Origin of the sequence: Allostreptomyces psammosilenae, assembly GCF_013407765.1 — a bacterium.
Classification (GTDB): Bacteria; Actinomycetota; Actinomycetes; order Streptomycetales; family Streptomycetaceae; genus Allostreptomyces; species Allostreptomyces psammosilenae.
Genome location: NZ_JACBZD010000002.1, coordinates 967,606 through 986,741, shown reverse-complemented (window position 1 = coordinate 986,741; position 19,136 = coordinate 967,606). Strand labels below are relative to the sequence as shown.

Annotated in this window: 12 protein-coding genes; 11 read left to right on the top strand and 1 reads right to left on the bottom strand. The window is 75.2% G+C overall.

Translation table 11 applies throughout. The features are described from left to right. Nucleotides 1-569 precede the first annotated feature (569 nt). On the top strand, nucleotides 570-2,903 hold the full coding sequence (locus FHU37_RS26480) for an immune inhibitor A domain-containing protein (protein ID WP_446680304.1): 2,334 nt from the start codon (nucleotides 570-572) through the stop codon (nucleotides 2,901-2,903). 198 nt (nucleotides 2,904-3,101) lie between these two features. Here the strand turns inward: FHU37_RS26480 and FHU37_RS26475 are convergent, their stop codons facing one another. Next, a complete protein-coding gene (locus FHU37_RS26475) occupies nucleotides 3,102-3,977 on the bottom strand; it encodes a winged helix-turn-helix transcriptional regulator (protein WP_179817149.1) in 876 nt (291 codons plus the stop codon). 103 nt (nucleotides 3,978-4,080) lie between these two features. Between FHU37_RS26475 and FHU37_RS26470 the strand changes: the two genes are divergently transcribed. The 10 genes from FHU37_RS26470 to FHU37_RS26425 all read left to right on the top strand — a co-directional run bounded on the left by FHU37_RS26470 (nucleotide 4,081) and on the right by FHU37_RS26425 (nucleotide 19,119). Beyond that, nucleotides 4,081-4,749 carry an O-methyltransferase gene (locus FHU37_RS26470; protein ID WP_179817148.1) on the top strand — a complete coding sequence of 223 codons (669 nt, stop codon included), beginning with the start codon at nucleotides 4,081-4,083 and terminating at the stop codon, nucleotides 4,747-4,749. A gap of 123 nt (nucleotides 4,750-4,872) precedes the next feature. Continuing rightward, nucleotides 4,873-5,352 (top strand): nuclear transport factor 2 family protein, encoded by a 480-nt coding sequence (locus FHU37_RS26465; protein WP_179817147.1) that lies wholly within the window; start codon nucleotides 4,873-4,875, stop codon nucleotides 5,350-5,352. A 181-nt stretch (nucleotides 5,353-5,533) separates the two neighbouring features. Then, the gene (locus FHU37_RS26460; RefSeq protein WP_179817146.1) at nucleotides 5,534-5,911 is read left to right on the top strand and encodes an ArsR/SmtB family transcription factor; all 378 of its coding nucleotides are present in this window, start codon (nucleotides 5,534-5,536) and stop codon (nucleotides 5,909-5,911) included. A 95-nt stretch (nucleotides 5,912-6,006) separates the two neighbouring features. After that, entirely contained in the window at nucleotides 6,007-6,837 is an 831-nt protein-coding gene (locus tag FHU37_RS26455; RefSeq protein ID WP_179817145.1) for a phosphatase, read from the top strand. Nucleotides 6,838-7,107: 270 nt separating this feature from the next. Further along, a complete protein-coding gene (locus FHU37_RS26450) occupies nucleotides 7,108-8,106 on the top strand; it encodes a hypothetical protein (RefSeq protein WP_246451307.1) in 999 nt (332 codons plus the stop codon). Between the two features lie 259 nt (nucleotides 8,107-8,365). After that, the gene (locus FHU37_RS26445; protein WP_179817144.1) at nucleotides 8,366-9,061 is read left to right on the top strand and encodes a hypothetical protein; all 696 of its coding nucleotides are present in this window, start codon (nucleotides 8,366-8,368) and stop codon (nucleotides 9,059-9,061) included. Further along, nucleotides 9,048-9,998 carry an inositol monophosphatase family protein gene (locus FHU37_RS26440; protein WP_179817143.1) on the top strand — a complete coding sequence of 317 codons (951 nt, stop codon included), beginning with the start codon at nucleotides 9,048-9,050 and terminating at the stop codon, nucleotides 9,996-9,998. Before FHU37_RS26445 ends, FHU37_RS26440 begins: the two co-directional genes overlap by 14 nt. A gap of 202 nt (nucleotides 9,999-10,200) precedes the next feature. Next, on the top strand, nucleotides 10,201-16,479 hold the full coding sequence (locus tag FHU37_RS26435; protein ID WP_179817142.1) for a TIR domain-containing protein: 6,279 nt from the start codon (nucleotides 10,201-10,203) through the stop codon (nucleotides 16,477-16,479). Between the two features lie 214 nt (nucleotides 16,480-16,693). Next, on the top strand, nucleotides 16,694-17,188 hold the full coding sequence (locus tag FHU37_RS26430; RefSeq protein WP_179817141.1) for a hypothetical protein: 495 nt from the start codon (nucleotides 16,694-16,696) through the stop codon (nucleotides 17,186-17,188). 215 nt (nucleotides 17,189-17,403) lie between these two features. Further along, nucleotides 17,404-19,119 carry a carboxyl transferase domain-containing protein gene (locus tag FHU37_RS26425; protein WP_179817140.1) on the top strand — a complete coding sequence of 572 codons (1,716 nt, stop codon included), beginning with the start codon at nucleotides 17,404-17,406 and terminating at the stop codon, nucleotides 19,117-19,119. The last annotated feature ends 17 nt before the right edge of the window (nucleotides 19,120-19,136 follow it).

Sequence of the window (19,136 nt, the reverse complement as noted above, 5' to 3'; positions counted from 1 at the left end):
AGTCCGGCCACAGCCACAGCCACAGCCACAGCCACAGCGAACCATCCCGGCCCCGACCTCGGCCCGGGCGAACCAGCCCGCCCCCGCCCCCGCCCCCGGCGAACCAGCCCGGCCACAGCCCAGCAAACGACCCCGCTTCCGGCCCCGGCGGCCGAGCCGACCCGAGCCCGGCGGCACCTCCCCCACCCTCCCCAGCCCCCTGCGCGGCCGGCCGATCCGGGGGCGCCACGGCGTCGCGGCCCCGCTCACCCTCCGCGTCGAGTACCCGGCGTTGAATCACATTCCGTCACTCGCGCCGCATCACACGCGCGGAGAAGAAAGCGGACCTTCCGTCGCATTCCCTATCGGGAAGCACCACTGACACGTTTTCTTATCGCCATGTTCACACCGAGGGCTGTCCATGAGCTGATTGTCTGATGAAGATACGGGCGGAGCCCAGGCCGTCGCCGCCCCTGTCGGAGCGCCGGTCTGAGCCGGCCTCATCCGGCAACAGAAGGGAACTTCGCACCGTGAAGGAATCCCGGGGCATACGGCGATCACTGCTGGCGGCCGTCACCGTGGCCGCCGCGCTGACCGCGACGGCGCTGCCCGCCCAGGCATCCGCCGTCTCCCCCTCATCCGCGTCCGCGCCGGCATCCGCCGCGGCCGACTCCGCCGCCACCCCCGTGGGCGGCGCAGTGGCCCCCGACGGCGCGCACGCGCCCGGCACCGGCGCCGCGGAGCCCGTCCACGACCTCAAGGGCCCGCTCACCGACCAGGTGAACGCCGAGCGCGCCGCCGCCGTGCAGGCCCTGGCCTCGGGCGAGGCCGAGGTCGAGCGCAGCGCGCAGTCCCGGCGCGTGCGGCTGGACGACGGCAAGTACGTCGAGCTCGGCCGCGAGGCGACCGACCGCATCTTCGTGATCCTGGCCGAGTTCGACGACCAGGTGACCGAGACCTACGGCGGCACCCCGGGCCCGCAGCACAACGAGATCGCCGAGCCGGACCGCTCGGTGGACAACTCCACCATCTGGCAGGCCGACTACAACCAGGCCCACTACCAGGACCTCTACTTCGCGCAGGACGGCCACTCGGTCGCCACCTACTTCGAGCGGCAGTCCTCGGGCCGCTACAGCGTGGAGGGGACGGTCACCGACTGGGTGCGCGTCCCCTACAACGAGGCCCGGTACGGCAACAACGACTGCGGCTCCAACGTCTGCGCCACCGTCTGGGACCTGGTGCGGGACGCCGCCAACCAGTGGGTGGCCGACCGCGAGGCCGCCGGCGCCACGCCCGAGCAGATCCGCGCCGAGCTGGCCGAGTTCGACGTCTGGGACCGCTACGACCACGACGCCGACGGCAACTTCGACGAGTCCGACGGCTACATCGACCACTTCCAGATCGTGCACGCCGGCGAGGACGAGTCGGCGGGCGGCGGCGCCGAGGGCGAGGACGCCATCTGGGCGCACCGCTGGTACGCCTACGGCACCTCGGCCGGCAGCACCGGGCCGGAGGGCAACCTGCTCGGCGGCACCCAGGTCGGCGACACCGGCATCTGGATCGGCGACTACACCATGCAGCCGGAGAACGGCGGCCTGGGCGTCTTCGTGCACGAGTACGGCCACGACCTGGGCCTGCCGGACCTCTACGACACCGCGGGCGGCGAGAACTCCACCGGGTTCTGGTCGCTGATGTCCTCGGGTTCCTGGCTGAACGACGGCGGCAACGAGATCGGCGACCTGCCCGGCGACCTGACCGCCTGGGACAAGCTGCAGCTCGGCTGGCTGGACTTCGACACCGCCCAGGCGGCGACGCGCTCCCGGCACACCCTCGGGTACAGCGAGTACAACACCCGCCTCGACCAGGCCCTCGTCGTCGAATTGCCGGAGAAGGAGGTGACCACCGAGATCACCGTCCCGGCGGAGGGCTCCGCGCAGTGGTGGAGCGGCAGCGGCGACGACCTGTCGAACACGCTGACCCGCACCGTCGACCTCACCGGCGCCGCCACCGCCCAGCTCTCCCTGAAGGGCTGGTGGGAGATCGAGGCCGGCTACGACTACCTCTACACCGAGGTCTCCACCAACGGCGGCACCAGCTGGACGGCACTGGACGGCACCGCCGGCGGCCGGCCGCTGGGCCGTGACTCCGCCGGCCGGCCCGCCCTGGACGGCACCTCGGGCGGCTACACCGACCTGGTCTTCCCGCTGGACGCCTACGCCGGGCAGAGCGTGCTGCTGCGGTTCCGCTACACCACCGACGGCGGGGTGGCGGAGAAGGGCTTCACCGCCGACGCCATCTCCATCACGGCGGACGGCACCGAGATCCTCGCCGACGGCGCGGAGGGCGACGACGCCGGCTGGACGCCGCGCGGCTTCAGCCGGGTGGGTGCCACGATCACCGACACCTACCCGCAGTTCTACATCGTGGAGAACCGGCAGTACGTCTCCTACGACGAGACGCTGGAGCTCGGCCCGTACAACTTCGGCTGGGCGAACACCCGCCCGGACTGGGTGGAGCGCTTCCCGTACCAGAACGGGATGGTGGTCTGGCTGTGGGACACCTCGCAGCTGGACAACAACGTCAGCGAGCACCCGGGGCAGGGCCTGGTGCTGCCGGTGGACGCCCACCCGCGGGCGCTGCGCTGGAGCGACGGCACGGTGATGCGCAACCGGATCCAGTCGTACGACTCGGCGTTCTCCTTCGAGCGGACCGACGGCTTCACGCTGCACCGCAACGGGGTGCCGACCCGCGTGCCGAGCCAGCGCGGGGTGTCGGTCTTCGACGACCACAACGGCGTCTACTACGACGAGGCCAACCCGGGCGGCAGCGTGCGGGTTCCGGACACCGGCACGGTGATCAAGCTCACCGGTGTCTCCCCCAGCGGCGACCGGATGACCATCGAGGTCGGACCGGCCAGGCGCTGACCCACCGCCGCGCCGGACGCCGCCGCTCCCGGTGAGGGGGCGGACCGGTCCGGTGGGGCGCCCGCACCGGGCCCCGGTCCCCTGACGTCCAGGGGGCCGGGGCCCGGTCGTCGTTCCGGCGACGGGAGGGGTCGGCGGTGGAGCGGGCGGCGGGGGCAGCGGTCAACGGCACCGGGGGCGGTCGGCGGGGGGAGGCGGTCAGCACGGGGCGCCGGCCAGCCGCAGGGCCTCCTCGACGGCGCCGGGGATGTCGACGACCGGGTAGCGGGCGTGCCGGACGGTCCGGTCCGGGCCGATGACGAGGACGAGCCGCTTCAGCCGCAGCCGCTGGTCGGCGCGGAAGGTGGGCAGCCGCAGGGCGGCGGCCAGGCGCAGGTCCTGGTCGGAGAGCAGGGGGAAGGGCACGGCCTCGGCGGCGGCGAAGGCCGCCTGCTCGTCGGGACGCTGGGTGCTGACGCCGCGCACGGCCACGTCGGCCTCCCGGAAGGCCGGCCAGGCGTCGCGGAACAGCCGGTTCTCCAGGGTGCAACCGACGGCGCCGGGGATGTCGGACCAGCCGGCGGGCAGGGGGCTGGGGATGCCGGTGCCGGGATAGGTGAACAGCACGGTGGCGCGGGCGGTCGGGGAGACCACGTCGTGCGGGGCGCCGTCGGCGCCGGGCAGCGCCAGATCGGCGGGGACGCCCTCGCCGACCAGGGCGTGGACGCGGGCGGCCTCGGCGCTGGACGGCTCGGTGGTGGCGGTGAGCGCGCCGTCGCCGAGCAGCCACTGGTCGGCCCAGTCCTGCATGGCGACGAGCGCGGGGAGGAAGGCCCGGCCCCGGTCGGTGAGCAGGTACTCGTGGCGCACCGGCCCCGTCTGGTACGGGCGCCGGAAGAGCACGCCGGCCTCGGTCAGGTGCCGCAGGCGCTCGGTGAGCACCTTGCGGGAGATGGCGAGCTCGGCGGCGAGCTCGTCGAAGCGGCGGTGGCCGCGGGCGATCTCGCGCACCACCAGCAGGCTCCACCAGTCGCCGAGCACCGCGGCGGCCTGGGCGATGCCGCAGGTGTCGTCGGCGATCCGTCGGCGGGTCATCGGCGCGGGCCCGCGGGGAGGCTGTACGGCGTCATGCCCCGCATAGTAGGTTCCTTTTCGAGACTCAGTGGGTTTTCAAAGGGAACTCTTGGGAGGCGCCCGTATGACACCGGCCCGGTGGACCGAGGTGGACGACTACTTCAACGGCCTGCTGGTGCCGCCCGACCCCGTGCTGGAGGAGGTGCTGGCGGCCAGCGAGGCGGCCGGCCTGCCGCCGCACCAGGTGGCGCCCAACCAGGGCAGGCTGCTGAACCTGCTGGCCCGGCTGCAGGGCGCGCGCCGGATCCTGGAGATCGGCACGCTGGGCGGCTACAGCACCATCTGGCTCGCCCGGGCGCTGCCCGTCGGCGGCCGGCTGGTCAGCCTGGAGGCGGATCCGCGGCACGCCGAGGTGGCCCGGGCCAACATCTGGCGGGCCGACCTGAGCGGGGTGGTGGAGATCCGCACCGGTCCGGCGCTGGAGTCCCTCCCCCGGCTGGTGGAGGAGGGCTACGGCTCCTTCGACGTGGTCTTCATCGACGCCGACAAGCCGAACAACCCGGAGTACCTGGCCTGGGCGCTGCGGCTGACCCGCCCCGGCAGCCTGATCATCGGGGACAACGTGGTGCGCGGCGGCGAGGTGGTCGATCCGGACAGCACGGATCCGGGGGTGCGGGGGGTGCGGCGGTTCACCGAGCTGATGGCCGCGGAGCCCCGGCTGAGCGCCACCGCGCTGCAGACCGTGGGCGCGAAGGGCTACGACGGCTTCGCGATCGCGCTGGTCACCGGGTGAAGCCGGCGGGTGGCGCGGGCCGCCGGCCGGGGCGCGCCGTCGGTCCAGGGGGTTTCGAGCGGCGCGCGAGCCGCCGCTAGGAGCATGCGCCGCAATCACCCGCTCCAGCCACGGAAGGCCCCGATGTCCGCCATGCCCGCCGTTCCCGCTCCGCTCGCCGCGCCGCTCCCGCGGATCCTCACCTGGTCCTTCGGCGACCTGTACACCCGCGTGCAGCAGTTGTACGCGGTACAGATGCACGCCCTCGACGCGGCCGATTTCGAGGGGTTCGCGGCCACCTTCACCGAGGACGCGCAGTTCTCCTACGCGCACGCCGCCGCCCCGATCAGCACCCGCTCCGGGATCGCCGACCACCTGCGCGAGTTCCGCCGGCGCAAGTTCGGTGACGAGCCGGTCCAGCAGCGGCACTGGATCGGCATGATCAACGTCGAGCCGCAGGACGGCGGCACCGTCAAGGCCACCCACTACACGCTGATCCACACCGTCCACGCCGACGGACGGCCGGTCCCCGGCCCGGCCGCCGTCGTCCGGGACTACCTCGCGCTGCAGTCGGAGGAGCTGCTGGTGCGCTGCCGGCGGATCACCCACGACCACCGCAGGTGAGCCGCCGGCGCGGCGGGACGCGGTAGGGGGCGGGTCGCCGGCCGGGCGGCCCGCCCCCGCCGCGTCCGCCGCGTCCGCCGCGTCCACCGCGTCCGCCAATGACCACGCCCCGGAGGGCTTCCCCCGGGTGGTCGCCCGCCCGTTCGGGACGTCGGGCGGGCGACCACATACACTGACCGCCATGGGTCACGGAGCAGCGGGGCGCGCGGCAGCGGCACGCCTCGACGCGGAGACCGCCAAGGCCGTGGCCGCCGCGATGCAGGCGCTGTCCACCCCCAGCCGGCTGCTCATCCTGGGGCGGCTGCGGCAGGGGCCGGCCACCGTGGGGGCGCTCTCCGAGGCGATCGGGATGGAGCAGTCCGCCGTCTCCCACCAGTTGCGGCTGTTGCGGACGCTGGGCCTGGTGGTGGGCGAGCGTGACGGTCGCAGCATCGTGTACTCCCTGTACGACGACCACGTGGCGCAGCTGCTCGACGAGGCCGTCTACCACGCCGAGCACCTGCGGCTGGGCCGGGTGGACCGGGACCCGCGGCCACCGGAGCGCGGGGATTCCGGGTGACGGAGCAGCAGCGTCGTCGGCACGCCAAGCCCCGTGGCCTCCACCTCCGGGTGCGCACCACCTTCCGTCCCGACCGTCCGAGCAGATTGCGGCGCATGTACGAGTCCGTCCCCAGCCGTTCCGAACTGGTCGAGCACCTGGTGCACTCCCGCATCGCGGGGAACGTGGCCACGCCCCGGGAGAACAACCTCGACCACTACCGGCAGCTCGCCGCCGGCAACCGCTACTACTGGCTCGGCCTGGAGCTGGACGGCGACCGGTGGACGTACGAGGCGACGCTGGCCGAGATGGCGAGCCGCTGCGGGGTCTCGCCGGATCCCGAGCACGGCCGCGGCCAGGACACCATCGACCCGGAGCTGACGGTGGCCGCCCTGGAGCGGATGGCGGTCCGGCTGCGCGCGGCGGCGCGCCGCCGGGAGCGGGTGTTCCTGGCCACCGGGCACCCGACCGGGCTGCTGCCGGTGCACCTGGCGATCGGGCGGGCGCTGCGCCGGGCGGGCTGTGAGCTGCTGGCGGCGCCGGAGGGCATCGTGAACCTGCCCTCGGCGACGAAGGAGCGCTGGATGGGGATCTTCCGCGAGGAGGGCGAGGTGCGGCGGATCGAGCACGTCGCCGTGCTGCGGGCGCACGGCGACCTGCGCCACACCCACTCGGCGGAGTTCGTCCACCGGGTGCTGGACGCCCTGGCGGCGCAGGGTTCGCCGGGGCCGGACCTGGTGGTGGCGGACCACGGCTGGGCGGGCGGGGCGGGGGCCCGGGGCGTCGACACGGTGGGGTTCGCGGACTGCAACGACCCGGCGCTGTTCCTCGGGGAGGCGCAGGGCGACCTGCTGGTGACCGTGCCGCTGGACGACAACGTGCCGCCGCACCTGTACGAGCCGATGACGGCCTACCTGCTGCACGCGGCCGGGCTGCCGGTGGACTGACCGGCCGGCCGCCACGTGCCCCAGCGGCCGGCCGCCATCCGCTCCACGGCCGGCCGCCGGCGGGCCACCGTACGCGCCCGCGCCCCCCGTTTCCGCAGCCGAGCGCCCCGTGGCACGCGGGTACCCCTGCTCCGATCCCCTATCCGGGCCGGCGGCGCCCCACCTAGAATGACGGTACGTCATCAGGTGCGGTGGCCGGTCGGCTCCGGCGTCAGGCCGGTGGCGGGCCGTCAGCGGGGAGCGCCGCCACGGGACCGCGCCGGGGAGGGCATGGAGATGGGCCGGCTGATCGGGTGGCTCGCACGGAACGCGGACGGCGTGCTGGCGATCGTGGTCGCCGTCGTCTTCGCCTTCCTGGACCTCTTCGCCGACGTCCTGCGGGACAACATGGTGCGCGGCGCCACCCTGCTGGTGCTGGCCGCGCTGGTGGTCGGCATGCTGCAGGACCGCGCGCGCAACTCCGGCGAGCTGCGGCACGCGGTGGACGAGGTGCGGCGGCTGTCCGAGGAGAGCCGGCGGGCGCTGCTCGGGGCAACGGACACCATGGCGGCCAGCCGGGTCGCCCTGGAGGAACTGTCGATGGCGCGGGCGATCACCGGGCCGGAGGTCGAGGAGGCGCTGGCGGCGGCCCGCCGGGACACCGACCGCTGGTTCTTCAAGGGCGGCACGGGCACCTACATGCGGGCGGTCACGCTGCCGGAGTGCGTGCACCTGGCCCGGATCGCGCGCCGCTCGCTCACCATGCAGCTGGACATCATCGACCCCTCCGACGTGCGCGTCTGCGAGCGCTACGCGCACTTCCGCACCTCGTTCACCCGGCACCTGGGCAACCCGGCGCTGGACGGCTGGACGCCCAAGCGCACCCGTCTGGAGTCGTACGCCACCGTCCTGGCCGCCTGCTGGTACGCCCAGCGCCTGCCGTCCCTGGACATCGAGGTGTCGCTGTCCAGCACGATGCCGACGCTGCGCTGGGACATGTCGGCGTCCTGCCTGGTCATCACCCAGGACGACCCGGAGCGGGTGAACCTGCTGGTGGAGCGCGGCAAGCCGCTGTACGACTACTACGTGACGGAGCTGCGGGTCAGCCACGAGCAGGGACGTCCGGTCCCGCTGCGCCAGGCGCAGCGGCTGGACGAGGAGCCCTCCGTGGACGCGGCCCGGGAGCTGTTCGAGCGGGTGGGCCTGCCGCTGCCGGAGAGCTTCTCCGACCTCGACGTCGCGGCGATCGTCTCCAAGGCCCTGCACGCGCAGAACCCCTACCGGCGGTGAGCAGGGGCCGGCGGTGAGCAGGGGCCGGCGGTGAGCAGGGGCCGCCGGCGCCCGCGCGCGGGTGTCCGGTCCTCACCCGGGGCGCCGCCGGGCGGGTTCGCCGGCTCCGGGAGCCGGGCATGCCGGTTACCGAGTAGCACGACGCGGAACTCGGCGCGGCCGCGACCGGCCGCGGTACGGCCGTGTCGGGATCCCTACCGGAGCGGTACCGGGAGCCGTAGCCGCGGTGCCGGCCGGCCGACGCGATAGGTGGACGACCATGGAGTACACGGTGTTAGAGGGCCTGCTGGCGCGCGGGGAGGTGGATGCCGTGCCGCCCCGGGCGCTGGCCACGCTGGCCGAGATCGCCGACGGGCGGCGGGCGCTGCTGGCGGTCCGCCACCCGCTGGGCTTCCTCTGCCTGCCGGTGCAGCGCGAGGGCGACCTGGGGGTGTGCGTGCACCTGTTCAACCCGTGGAGCGCGCCGTGGAACGGCGGCGCGCCGGTGGAGACCGAACGGCCCACGACCTCCGAGGTGCACTGCCACAGTTGGGACATGACCAGCGTCGTGCTGTCCGGTCACGTGGAGAACACCTGGATGCGGGTGTCGGACTCCACCGGGCCGGGCGAGGAGCCCACCCACCGGGTGTTCGAAGTACACAGTTCCGACGGCACGGACCGCATCGTGCCGACCGACCGCGTTGTGCGCTGTGCGCCGGCGCGTGTCGAGAGAAGTGGGCCGGGCCAGGTGTACACGCTGCCGGCCGGGGAATTCCACACGTCGACAGTGGACGACAGGACCACGGCGGTGACCGTCGTTCTGGGCCGTGCCCGGGCGAGCCGCACCGACCTGTCGTTGGGGCCGCTGGACGCCGGATCGCACGTCGTCGACCGGCGCCTGTGCGACCGCTCCGAGACCGTCCGCGTGGCCGAAGCGATCGCCGGGAGGATCCATGCCGCCCATGCCGACCTCTGAGCGGCCCGAGGGGGCCGGCCCACGCGACCAGCCGGGTGACGGCCGGGACCTGGAGCGGGCCCGGGCGCTGGCGGTGGCCGCGGCCCGGGAGGCCGGGGAGGCCGTCCACGAGCGCTTCCACGGTGACCTGAAGGTGCAGGCGAAAGGGTCCTCGGGGGACCTGGTGACCGGCCTGGACGTGCTCTCCGAGAAGCTGATCCTGGAGCGGCTGCGCACCGCGTACCCGTCCGACCGGGTGATCTCCGAGGAGGCCGGCATCCTCGAGGGCGAGGCCGCGTCCCCGGCGGGGGGCGGATCCGGGGGGGACGCCGGCGGGGCGGCCGCGGCCGGCGGCGGGGAGCCGGGCCGTACCTGGACCTGGGTGGTGGACCCGCTGGACGGGACCAACAACGTGGCCATCGGGCTGCCCGCGTACGTCGTGGGGATCGCGCTGTGCGCGGACCGCGATCCGGTGCTGGGCGTGGTGCACGACCCGGTGGCCGGCCGCACCTGGTCGGCCATCCGGGGCCGCGGCACCCTGGGCCCGGATGAGACCTGCCTGGTCACGCCGCCGCGGCCGGTGCACCCGGCGGGGCCGCTGCTGGCCTGGACGCAGGGGCACGGCGTCGGCCGCGGAAACCCGCGGGCGCTGCGGCTGCGGCACGCCCTGGAGGCGGAGGCCCGGCGGGTGCTGCAGCTGTGGGCGCCGCTGATGTGCTGGGTGATGCTCGCCCGCGGGGACATCGACGGCTTCGTCGCGTACGAGGCGGAGGCCGTCGACCTGCCGGCCGGCTACCTGATCGCGGCCGAGGCCGGGGTGAGCGTCCGCCGGCTGGACGGCACCCCGTTCGACGACCGGCTGGGGCTGCCGGACGCCGACCGCTCCTACGTGGCGGGCCGCCCGGAGGCGATGGAGGCGCTGCTGGACCTGGTGGCGCGCTCCGGCGTGCTGGGTTAGCGCCCGCGGGTGGGCCGGCGGCCTCCTCCGCCGGGAAAGCGCCGGCGAAGCGCCGGGGGACTCCCGTCGACGAGCCGCCGGCGGACCGTCGGCCGAGCCCCTCACACCTCCCGGGCCCCGTCGTTCACACCGGTCAGCGCCCTTCCCGGCGGTCACCGCGATCTCCTGCCGCGGGGTGATGGCCGGTCATACAGTGGCAGACATGCTGGGGAACTCGGATCAGACCTGGGCGCAGCGTCCGCTGGACTTCTTCATCAGCTACTCCCCGGCCGACGAGCGCTGGGCCACCTGGATGGCCTGGACGCTGGAGGAGGCCGGCTACCGCACCATGGTGCAGGCCTGGGACTTCGTGCCGGGCACCAACTTCATGGAGTACATGGACCGCGGCGTGCGGGAGGCCGCGGTGGTGCTGGCCGTGCTCTCCGGCAACTACGAGCGCTCCCGCTTCGGCCGCCTGGAGTGGCAGGCCGCGATGCGCTCGGACCCGGACAACCCGGGGGCGCGGCTGGTGACCGTGCGGGTGGAGGACGTTCCGGTGGAGGGCCTGCTGGCCAACATCACCTACGTCGACCTGGCCCCGGTCACCGACGCCGAGACGGCTCGCTGGATGCTGCTCACCCGGCTGGAGCAGGCGCTCGCCGGGCGGGCCCGTCCGCTCGCCCGCCCCGGGTACCCGGGCGGCGGGGCGGAGCGCTCCCCGTCCGGCGGCTGGGCCGTTCCGGGGCGCCCGTGGGAGATCGATGGCGTCCCGCCCTGGGAGGCGGGTCCGGGACGCACCGATCCCGGCCCGGCCGGGCGGCGGCGGCCGGCCGCCGCGCCCCCGTTCCCGCCCTCCCGCCCGGAGCGCGCCGCCGGCCCTCGGGAGCGGCTGACGGTACTGCACGTGGCCGGCCCGGGCTTCGGCGCCGGCGAGGAGCCCGGCGCGGCGCAGACCCGGCTGTGGTCCCAGGTGCAGCGGCTGACCGACGCGGGCGCGCCGCCGCCGGACCTGCTGGTGGTCACCGGCGACCTCACCACCAGCGGCCGGCCCCGCGAGTTCGAACAGGCGCTCACCTTCCTGACCGGCCTGCGGGTGCTGCTCGGGCTGGAGCCGCACCGCCTGGTGGTGGTGCCCGGCGGCGGCGACGTCAACCGGCTGGCCTGCCTGGCCTACTTCACCGAGCGGGAGTCCGAGGACCGCGAGCCGATCCCGCCGTTCTTCCCCAAGCTCAAGCACTTCGCCGCGCTCTTCCACGAGCTGTACCAGGGCCTGGAGCTGGTCTTCGACGAGGCCCAGCCGTGGACCCTCTTCGAGGTCCCGGAGCTGCGCACCGTGGTGGCCGGGCTCAACTCCACGATCGCGGTCACCCACCGGCCGGACGACGACTACGGCTGGCTCGGCGGCGAGCAGGCGACCTGGTTCGCGCAGCGGCTGGCCCGCTACGAGGAGCTGGGCTGGCTGCGGCTCGGGGCGGTGCGCCACCCGCCCACCGGGCGCGGCGCGGCCGGCGCGGAGGCGCTGCGGGACACCACCGTGCTGCGCCAGCTGCTCTCCCCCCACCTGCACCTGCTGCTGCACGGCCCGGGCGCCGGCGGCCGGTCGGAGCCGCTGGCGGAGGAATCCGGGCCGTCGGCGCCGGGCCGGTACCAGCTGCTGCGGATCACCGCGGAGGGGCTGCGGCGCTGGCGCGGCGCGCCCGCGGAGGCCGGCCCCGGCGGTGTCCCGGGCGCCCCGGAGGACCTCCCCCGCATCTGGCCCGCGGCGCACGCCGCCCTGGTCGGGGCCCCGCCACCGGCCGCGCCCGCCCCGCCGGCGCGGCCGGACCCGCCGACCCTCGGCGGCGGGCGGTCCGGCCGTGGCGGCGCGGATTCCAACCCGGCCGGCGCGGACTCGGGCGGCCGGCGGGCCGGCGACCGGGCACCGGGCCGCGGCTCCACCGGCGCCTGGCCCGCCCTCGGCGGCGGGCCCCGGGACATCCCCACCCCCACCGAGCTGCTGCTGGACCGGCTGGAGGAGACCTGCCGGGTGCGCCACCCGGACGCGGCGGTGCGCCGCGTCCCCGGCAACCCGGCGCACCTGCTGGTCACCTACCGGGAGGACGGCATCGTCCGCCAGCAGCGGGTCGCCGCCTGCCCGGGCACCCCGACCCGGGAGGACGTCGCCGCGTTCCAGGACGCCGTGCACGCCTCGGCCGCCGAGTCCAACGCCGAGCTGGTCTACGACGGGCCGCCGCCGGCCGAGACGATCCGCGCCTGGGGGCGCCGTCAGGGCGTGCTGGTGCGCAGCCTGCTGGAGTTCCAGGGGCTGCTGGACCTCACCGACTACGTCACCCGGCAGACCCGGCGGCTGACCCTGGACACCCGCTACCCCCCCCGGCTGTACCTGCCGCAGCGCTACCGGACCCTGAACGAGGGCGAGGGCGAGGTGCGGCAGGACGTCGTGGACGAGCTGCTGCGCCTGCTGGGCTCCGACCACGGCCGTTTCCTGCTGCTGCTCGGCGACTTCGGCCACGGCAAGACGTTCGCGCTGCACGAGGTGGCCCGCCGGATCCCCGCCGAGCTCCCGCACCTGGTGCCGATCCTGATCGAGCTGCGCGCCCTGGACAAGGCGCACGGGGTGGACGGCCTGGTCGCCGCCCACCTGGCCAACCACGGCGAGGTCGACTTCAACCTGCGGGCCTTCCGCTTCATGCTGCGCGAGGGCCGGATCGTGCTGCTGTTCGACGGCTTCGACGAGCTCGCCACCCGGATCAGCTTCGAGCGGGCCACCGAGCACCTGCAGAAGCTGCTGGACGCGGCCGTGGACGACGCCAAGATCGTGGTCTCCAGCCGCACCCAGCACTTCCGTTCCAACGCGCAGGTCTTCACCGCGCTCGGCGAGCAGGTCGGCCTCTTACCGCACCGCCGCGTCCTCACCCTGGAGGACTTCACCCACGAGCAGATCCGGGTCTACCTGACCGCGCACTTCGCCGGGGACGCGGACGCCGCCGAGCGCCGGATGCGGCTGCTGTCGGCCGTGCCGAACCTGCTGTCGCTGTGCCGCAACCCGCGCCTGCTGGGCTTCGTCGCGGCGCTGGACGAGGAGCGGCTGCGGGCCGCCGCCGGCTCCGGCCGGGTGCTCAGCGCCGCCGGCCTGTACCAGCACCTGCTGGAGGAGTGGCTGGAGTTCGAGGAGCAGCGCGGGCGCGGCATTCCGGGGGCGCCGCCGGGGCTGTCCACCGACGAGCTGTGGCGCGGCGTCACCGCGCTGGCGCTGCGCATGTGGGAGGCGGACATGCCGGCGCTGCGCATGGCCGACCTGACCGACGTGGCCCGGGCGCTGGCCGAGGTCGCCGTCGACCAGCGCTCGGTGGCGCAGCTGACCCACGCCATCGGCGCCGGCAGCCTGCTGGTGCGCACCGAGGAGGGGCTGTTCGGCTTCATCCACGGCTCGGTCGCGGAGTGGCTGGTGGCCCGGGCCGCCGCCCGGCAGCTCGGCGGGGAGAACGGCCCGGGCGGTCCGGACGTGCCGCTGGCCGGGCTGCCCGTGCTGCACCGCAGGCCGCTCACCCAGCTGGCCGTGGACTTCCTGTGCGACCTGGCCGACCCCCGGGCCTGCCAGGAGTGGGCGCGCTGGGTGCGCAGCGGCACCGCCGACGCGGGCGAGGCGGCCCGGGCCAACGCGGACCGGATCCTGGCCCGGCTGCGGGTGCCGACCCAGACCGACCTGCGCGGCGCGGTGCTGCGCGGCGAGGACCTCTCGCACCGGGACCTGGCCGGGGTGGACCTCACCGGGGCCGACCTGCGGCGGGCCCGGCTGGTCTCGGCCAACCTCTCCGGCGCCAAGCTGGCCCGGGCGCAGCTGACCGGCGCCCGGCTGGACGGCGCGGACCTGTCCGGGGCCGACCTGACCGGCGCGGACCTGCGCGGCGCGCGGCTGATCCGCACCGACGTCACCGGCGCGAAGGTGGCCGGCAGTTCCTGGAACCGGGCGGCGCTGATCACCGCCACCGGCGGCCCGGAGCTGGCCGAGGCACCGGACCTGATCGGTGCCGCGGTCGTCCCGGGCAGCCGGGTGGAGCTGGGGCTGCGCCCCTCCACGGTGGGCGTGCCCTACGGCTTCGACCTGGAGACGAGCCGGCTGCCGGAGCCGATCTCCTACAGCCGGGACAGCGACGTGCTGGCGGTGGGCAGTGAGGACGGCAGCGTCATGGTGTGCGACGGCTCCAACGGGACGCCGCTGCGCCGGCTGCGCGGGCACACCGCGCGGGTGTACGCCGTCCGGTTCGCCGGGCAGTTGCTGTTCACCGGGGCGGCGGACGGCGCGGTCTGCCTGTGGAACGCGGCCGACGGGCGGCTGGTGCACCGGCTGGAGGGGCACCGGGCGGGGGTGTGGCCGATGGCGCCCGGCCCGCACGGCCGGGTGCTGGCCACCGGGGACCGGGCCGGCACCGTGCGGCTGTGGGACACCGCCACCGGCACCCTGCTGCACACCCTGGACGGGCACACCCCGACCGTGTACACGGCCGGCTTCGACCCGGACGAGCGGCTGCTGGTGGTCGGGGACGACGCGGGCCGGGTGACGGTGTGGGACGCGGCGGCCGGCCGGCTCGTCTACGAGCTGCCCGGGCACGTCGGGCCGGTCTACCGGGCCCGGTTCAGCCCGGACGGCGCCCTGGTGGCGACCGCGGACCGGGGGCCGGAGGGGCCGGGCGGCAACGGGGGCGCCGGCGGCGCGGTGCGCGTCTGGGACGCCGCCACCGGTGAGCTGCTGCACGAGATGACCGGGCTGGGCGGCCGGGTGTACACGCTGAGCTTCCGTCCGGTGCGCGAGGGCATGCTGCTGGCGGCCGGGGACACCGGTGGTGGGGTGCACGTGTGGGTGCCCTCCACCGGTGTCCGGGTGCCGGTGCGGGATCCGGCCACCGGCCGCACCATGGCGCAGCCGAAGCGGGACTCGGGGGCCGTCTACCGCGTGGTGTTCAGCCAGGACGGCCAGCTGCTGGCGGCCAGCCACAGCTCCGGCGCGGTTCGGGTGTGGCGGGTCGCGGAGGAGCCGCGGCGGGTGCCGATCCAGGACGCCCCGCCGGGGTCGGACGGGCGGGGCGGCGACCGGGACCCGCGGGGGGAGCGCGGCGGCGAGCGGGAGCGGCTGACGCTCCGCGCCGCGCCCGGCCGGCTCCCCGCGTCGGGCCGACCCACCGCGCCCGGCGGGGTCGGCCCCGGCCGGGCCGCCGCGCCGGGCGGGCCGCCCCCGCCGCCCCCGCCGCCGCCCGCGGCGCGCCAGGCGCACGAACCGGTGCTGCGTGAGCTTCCGGTGCAGCCGGACGCCCACGAGGGGTCGGTGTGGGCCTGCGCCTTCCGCCCCGACGGCAGCCGGCTGGTCACCAGCGACAACGACGGGACGCTGCGGCTGTGGGACCCGGTGCGGGGCCAGGGCCGGCACATCCTGCGCGGCCACGGCCGGCGGATCGGCCAGGTGGCGTTCAGCGGCGCCGGCGACCTGCTGGCGGTGGCCTCCAACGACGGCGTGGTGCGGCTGTGGGACCCGGTGACCGGGCGGCGGACCGCCGAGCTGACCGGCCGGTCCGGGCGGCTGATATCCGCCAGCTTCACCCCCGACGGCCGCCGGCTGGCGACGGCCACCAACGACGGCGACGTCCACCTGTGGGAGCCGGTCAGCGCCCGCTTCGTGCGCGGCCTGGACGTGGAGACCGACCACGTGTGGGCGGAGGCGTTCAGCCCGGACGGGCAGTTGCTGGCCACCGCGAACGACGACGAGACGGTGCGGCTGTGGGACCGCGACGTCGGCACCCCGCGCGGCGTGCTGCGCGGCCACCGGGGGCGGGCCCGCACGCTCGCCTTCACCTCCACCGGCGCCACGCTCGCCACCGGCTGCGACGACGGCCTGGTGCGGCTGTGGGACGTGGCCGCCGGCACCTGCACCGCGGAGCTGGCCGGCCACTCCGACCGGGTGTACGCGGTGGCGTTCCCCCCGGACGACGCCTGGCTGCTCAGCGTGGGCTGGGACGGCGACGTGCTGGTGTGGGAGCGCGGCCGGCTGCGGCACCGGCTGCGGCGGCACACCGGGCGGCTGTGGACCGCGGCCGTGCACCCGGACGGCCGGGTGGCCGCGACCGGCGGGGACGACTCTGTGGTGCGGCTGTGGGACGCGGCGGCCGGCCGCCTGGTGGGCGAGTTGGAGGGCGCCGCCGGGGCCGTGATGTCGCTGGCGTTCAGTCCGGACGGCCGGCTGCTGGCGGGCGGCGGCGAGGACGGGGTGGTGCGGCTGTGGCGGGTGTTCACCGAGGACGGCGGGCGGACCGTGCGCACCGTGCAGAAGGGCGGGCTGCTGGGCATGCCCGAGGGCTGGGCGGCGGTGACCCCTGGCGGGCGCTACAAGTACGAGGGGGAGGTGGCCGGCGAGTTCTGGCACGTCGTCGGGCTGACCCGGTTCGAGCCGGGGGAACTCGACGAGCACCTGCCGGAGGTCGGCCGGATGTCCCTGGAGGAGGAGCTGTGAAACCGCCCGCGGCGCGAATTCGCCGCCGGCCGGAAAACCCCCGTCCACCATCACACGAATAACGCCCTCGGCCGAATCGGAGGAGAACGGCGTTGACCTGGACGGGGCAACGCGACATGTTGCCGCGATTCGGTCGCGTTCCGCGCCACTACTTTGCTGCCCACCGGTTCACCACCGGCAATGACGGAACCAGCGAAGAGAACGAGGAACGCACGTGCGGAAGAGCAACCGGATCGCCGTGATCGCCACCACCACCGCGGCCGCCCTCCTCGCCGCCGGCGGTGCCGCCGCCGCCCAGCAGCGGCCAGCCGGGCCCGCCGCGGACCGGTCGGTGGTCAACTGCGCCGGTCAGGTCGGCGACAACAACTACTTCCGGGGCGAACAGAACGTCAGCTGCGAGCAGAACGCGGAGGAGTCCCCGACGAACGGCGGGGGCGGCGGGGAGGAATCCGGTTTCACCGACTGGGAACTCGTGGAATCCGCCCCGCTCGAATGCCCGGCCGGCGCCGCCTGCGCGGCCCCGGTGGTCTGCCCGGACGGAAAGAACGTCCTCGGCGGGGGCGTCGAAGCCCCCCTCACCATCGACAGCTCGGTGGCCATGTCCTACGCGCTGAGGGACGACGCGTGGTACGGCGGAATCGACAACGACACCGCCGTGCCCATCCCCTTCCAGGTCCAGGCGATCTGCGCGGACGTCACCGCGGAATGACCGAACCGTTGGTCTTGTGAGCCGTGTTACCGGGCGTTAACCTCCGAAGCGGGTGACGAACGCGGGCGGCGGACGCCGGTGCCGGACGACCTCCGGTCGGGCGTGGGCCGTTCGCGCCGTTCCCGGGAGCCGTCCTGCGCGCCGCCCACCCAGCGGGGCCGGACGGGACGAGACTGGCCGGACCGTCCAGCCGTTCACCCAGGAGCTGACCGGACATGGCACACCCGCCCCGCACCGCCACCGCACACGCCGTGGCGGACCACCACGCCGTGCCGGACCCGCGGCGCGCCGCCGCCCCGCGGGCCGCCCCCGCGCCGGTGCTGCGCAGCGCCGTCGACCCGGCCTCGGAGGGCTTCCGGCGCAACGCCGAGGAGCAGGCCGCGCTGGTCGCGGAGCTGAACGCCCGACTGGCCGCCGCCCGGGTCGGCGGGGACACCCCCGCCTCCCGGCGGGCCCGGGAGCGGCACACCGCGCGCGGCAAACTGCTCCCCCGGGACCGGGTGGACGCCCTCCTCGACCCCGGCTCGCCGTTCCTGGAGCTGTCCCCGCTGGCCGCGAACGGCATGTACGACGACGCCGCGCCGGCCGCCGGCATCATCACCGGCGTCGGCCGGGTGGCCGGCCGCGAGGTGGTGGTCGTGGCAAACGACGCCACCGTCAAGGGCGGCACCTACTACCCGATGACCGCCAAGAAGCACCTGCGTGCCCAGGAGGTGGCGCTGCACAACCGGCTGCCCTGCCTGTACCTGGTCGACTCCGGCGGGGCGTACCTGCCGATGCAGGACGAGGTGTTCCCGGACCGCGAGCACTTCGGCCGGATCTTCTACAACCAGGCCACCATGTCCGCCGCCGGCATCCCGCAGATCGCCGCCGTGCTCGGCTCCTGCACCGCCGGCGGCGCCTACGTGCCGGCGATGAGCGACGAGGCGGTGATCGTGCGCGGCCAGGGCACGATCTTCCTGGGCGGCCCGCCGCTGGTGCGGGCCGCGACCGGCGAGGTGGTGAGCGCCGAGGAACTGGGCGGCGGCGAGGTGCACGCCCGGACCTCCGGCGTCACCGACCACCTCGCCGAGGACGACGCGCACGCGCTGCGCATCGTGCGCCGCATCGTGGCCACCCTGGGGCCGCGCGCGCCACGGCCGTGGGACGTCGCCCCGGTGGAGGAGCCGGCGGTGGACCCGGACGGCCTCTACGGGGCGGTCCCGGTCGACCCCCGCACCCCGTACGACGTGCGCGAGGTCATCGCGCGCATCGTGGACGGCAGCCGGTTCGCGGAGTTCAAGGCCGAGTACGGCACCACGCTGGTGACCGGCTTCGCCCGGCTGCACGGGCACCCGGTGGGCATCGTCGCCAACAACGGCATCCTGTTCGGAGAGTCGGCGCTGAAGGGCGCGCACTTCGTCGAGGTGTGCGACCAGCGCGGCGTGCCGCTGGTCTTCCTGCAGAACGTGGCCGGCTTCATGGTGGGCCGCGCCTACGAGGCCGCCGGCATCGCCAAGCACGGCGCCAAGATGGTCACCGCGGTGGCCTGCGCCCGGGTGCCCAAACTGACCGTGGTGATCGGCGGCTCCTACGGCGCGGGCAACTACTCCATGTGCGGGCGGGCCTTCTCGCCGCGCTTCCTGTGGATGTGGCCGGGCGCCCGGATCTCGGTGATGGGCGGCGAGCAGGCCGCCTCGGTGCTGGCGACGGTCAAGCGCGACCAGCTGGCGGCCCGCGGCGAACAGTGGCCGTCCGAGGCCGAGGAGGAGTTCAAGCGCCCGGTGCGCGAGCAGTACGAGCGGCAGGGCAACGCCTACTACGCCACCGCGCGCCTGTGGGACGACGGCGTCATCGACCCGCGGGACACCCGCACCGTCCTCGGCCTGGCGCTGACGGCCTGCGCGAACGCGCCGCTGGCCGAGCCCGGGTACGGCGTCTTCCGGATGTGAGGGGAAAGGGGGCAGCG

What these genes read in the sequence shown, in the direction of transcription:
- FHU37_RS26470 (WP_179817148.1), top strand. Translation starts at nt 4,081, where the DNA reads ATGACACCGGCCCGGTGGACCGAGGTGGACGACTACTTCAACGGCCTG.
- FHU37_RS26440 (WP_179817143.1), top strand. Translation starts at nt 9,048, where the DNA reads ATGCCGACCTCTGAGCGGCCCGAGGGGGCCGGCCCACGCGACCAGCCG.
- FHU37_RS26455 (WP_179817145.1), top strand. Translation starts at nt 6,007, where the DNA reads ATGTACGAGTCCGTCCCCAGCCGTTCCGAACTGGTCGAGCACCTGGTG.
- FHU37_RS26475 (WP_179817149.1), bottom strand. Translation starts at nt 3,977, where the DNA reads ATGACCCGCCGACGGATCGCCGACGACACCTGCGGCATCGCCCAGGCC.
- FHU37_RS26450 (WP_246451307.1), top strand. Translation starts at nt 7,108, where the DNA reads ATGGAGATGGGCCGGCTGATCGGGTGGCTCGCACGGAACGCGGACGGC.
- FHU37_RS26435 (WP_179817142.1), top strand. Translation starts at nt 10,201, where the DNA reads ATGCTGGGGAACTCGGATCAGACCTGGGCGCAGCGTCCGCTGGACTTC.
- FHU37_RS26465 (WP_179817147.1), top strand. Translation starts at nt 4,873, where the DNA reads ATGTCCGCCATGCCCGCCGTTCCCGCTCCGCTCGCCGCGCCGCTCCCG.
- FHU37_RS26460 (WP_179817146.1), top strand. Translation starts at nt 5,534, where the DNA reads ATGGGTCACGGAGCAGCGGGGCGCGCGGCAGCGGCACGCCTCGACGCG.
- FHU37_RS26425 (WP_179817140.1), top strand. Translation starts at nt 17,404, where the DNA reads ATGGCACACCCGCCCCGCACCGCCACCGCACACGCCGTGGCGGACCAC.
- FHU37_RS26445 (WP_179817144.1), top strand. Translation starts at nt 8,366, where the DNA reads ATGGAGTACACGGTGTTAGAGGGCCTGCTGGCGCGCGGGGAGGTGGAT.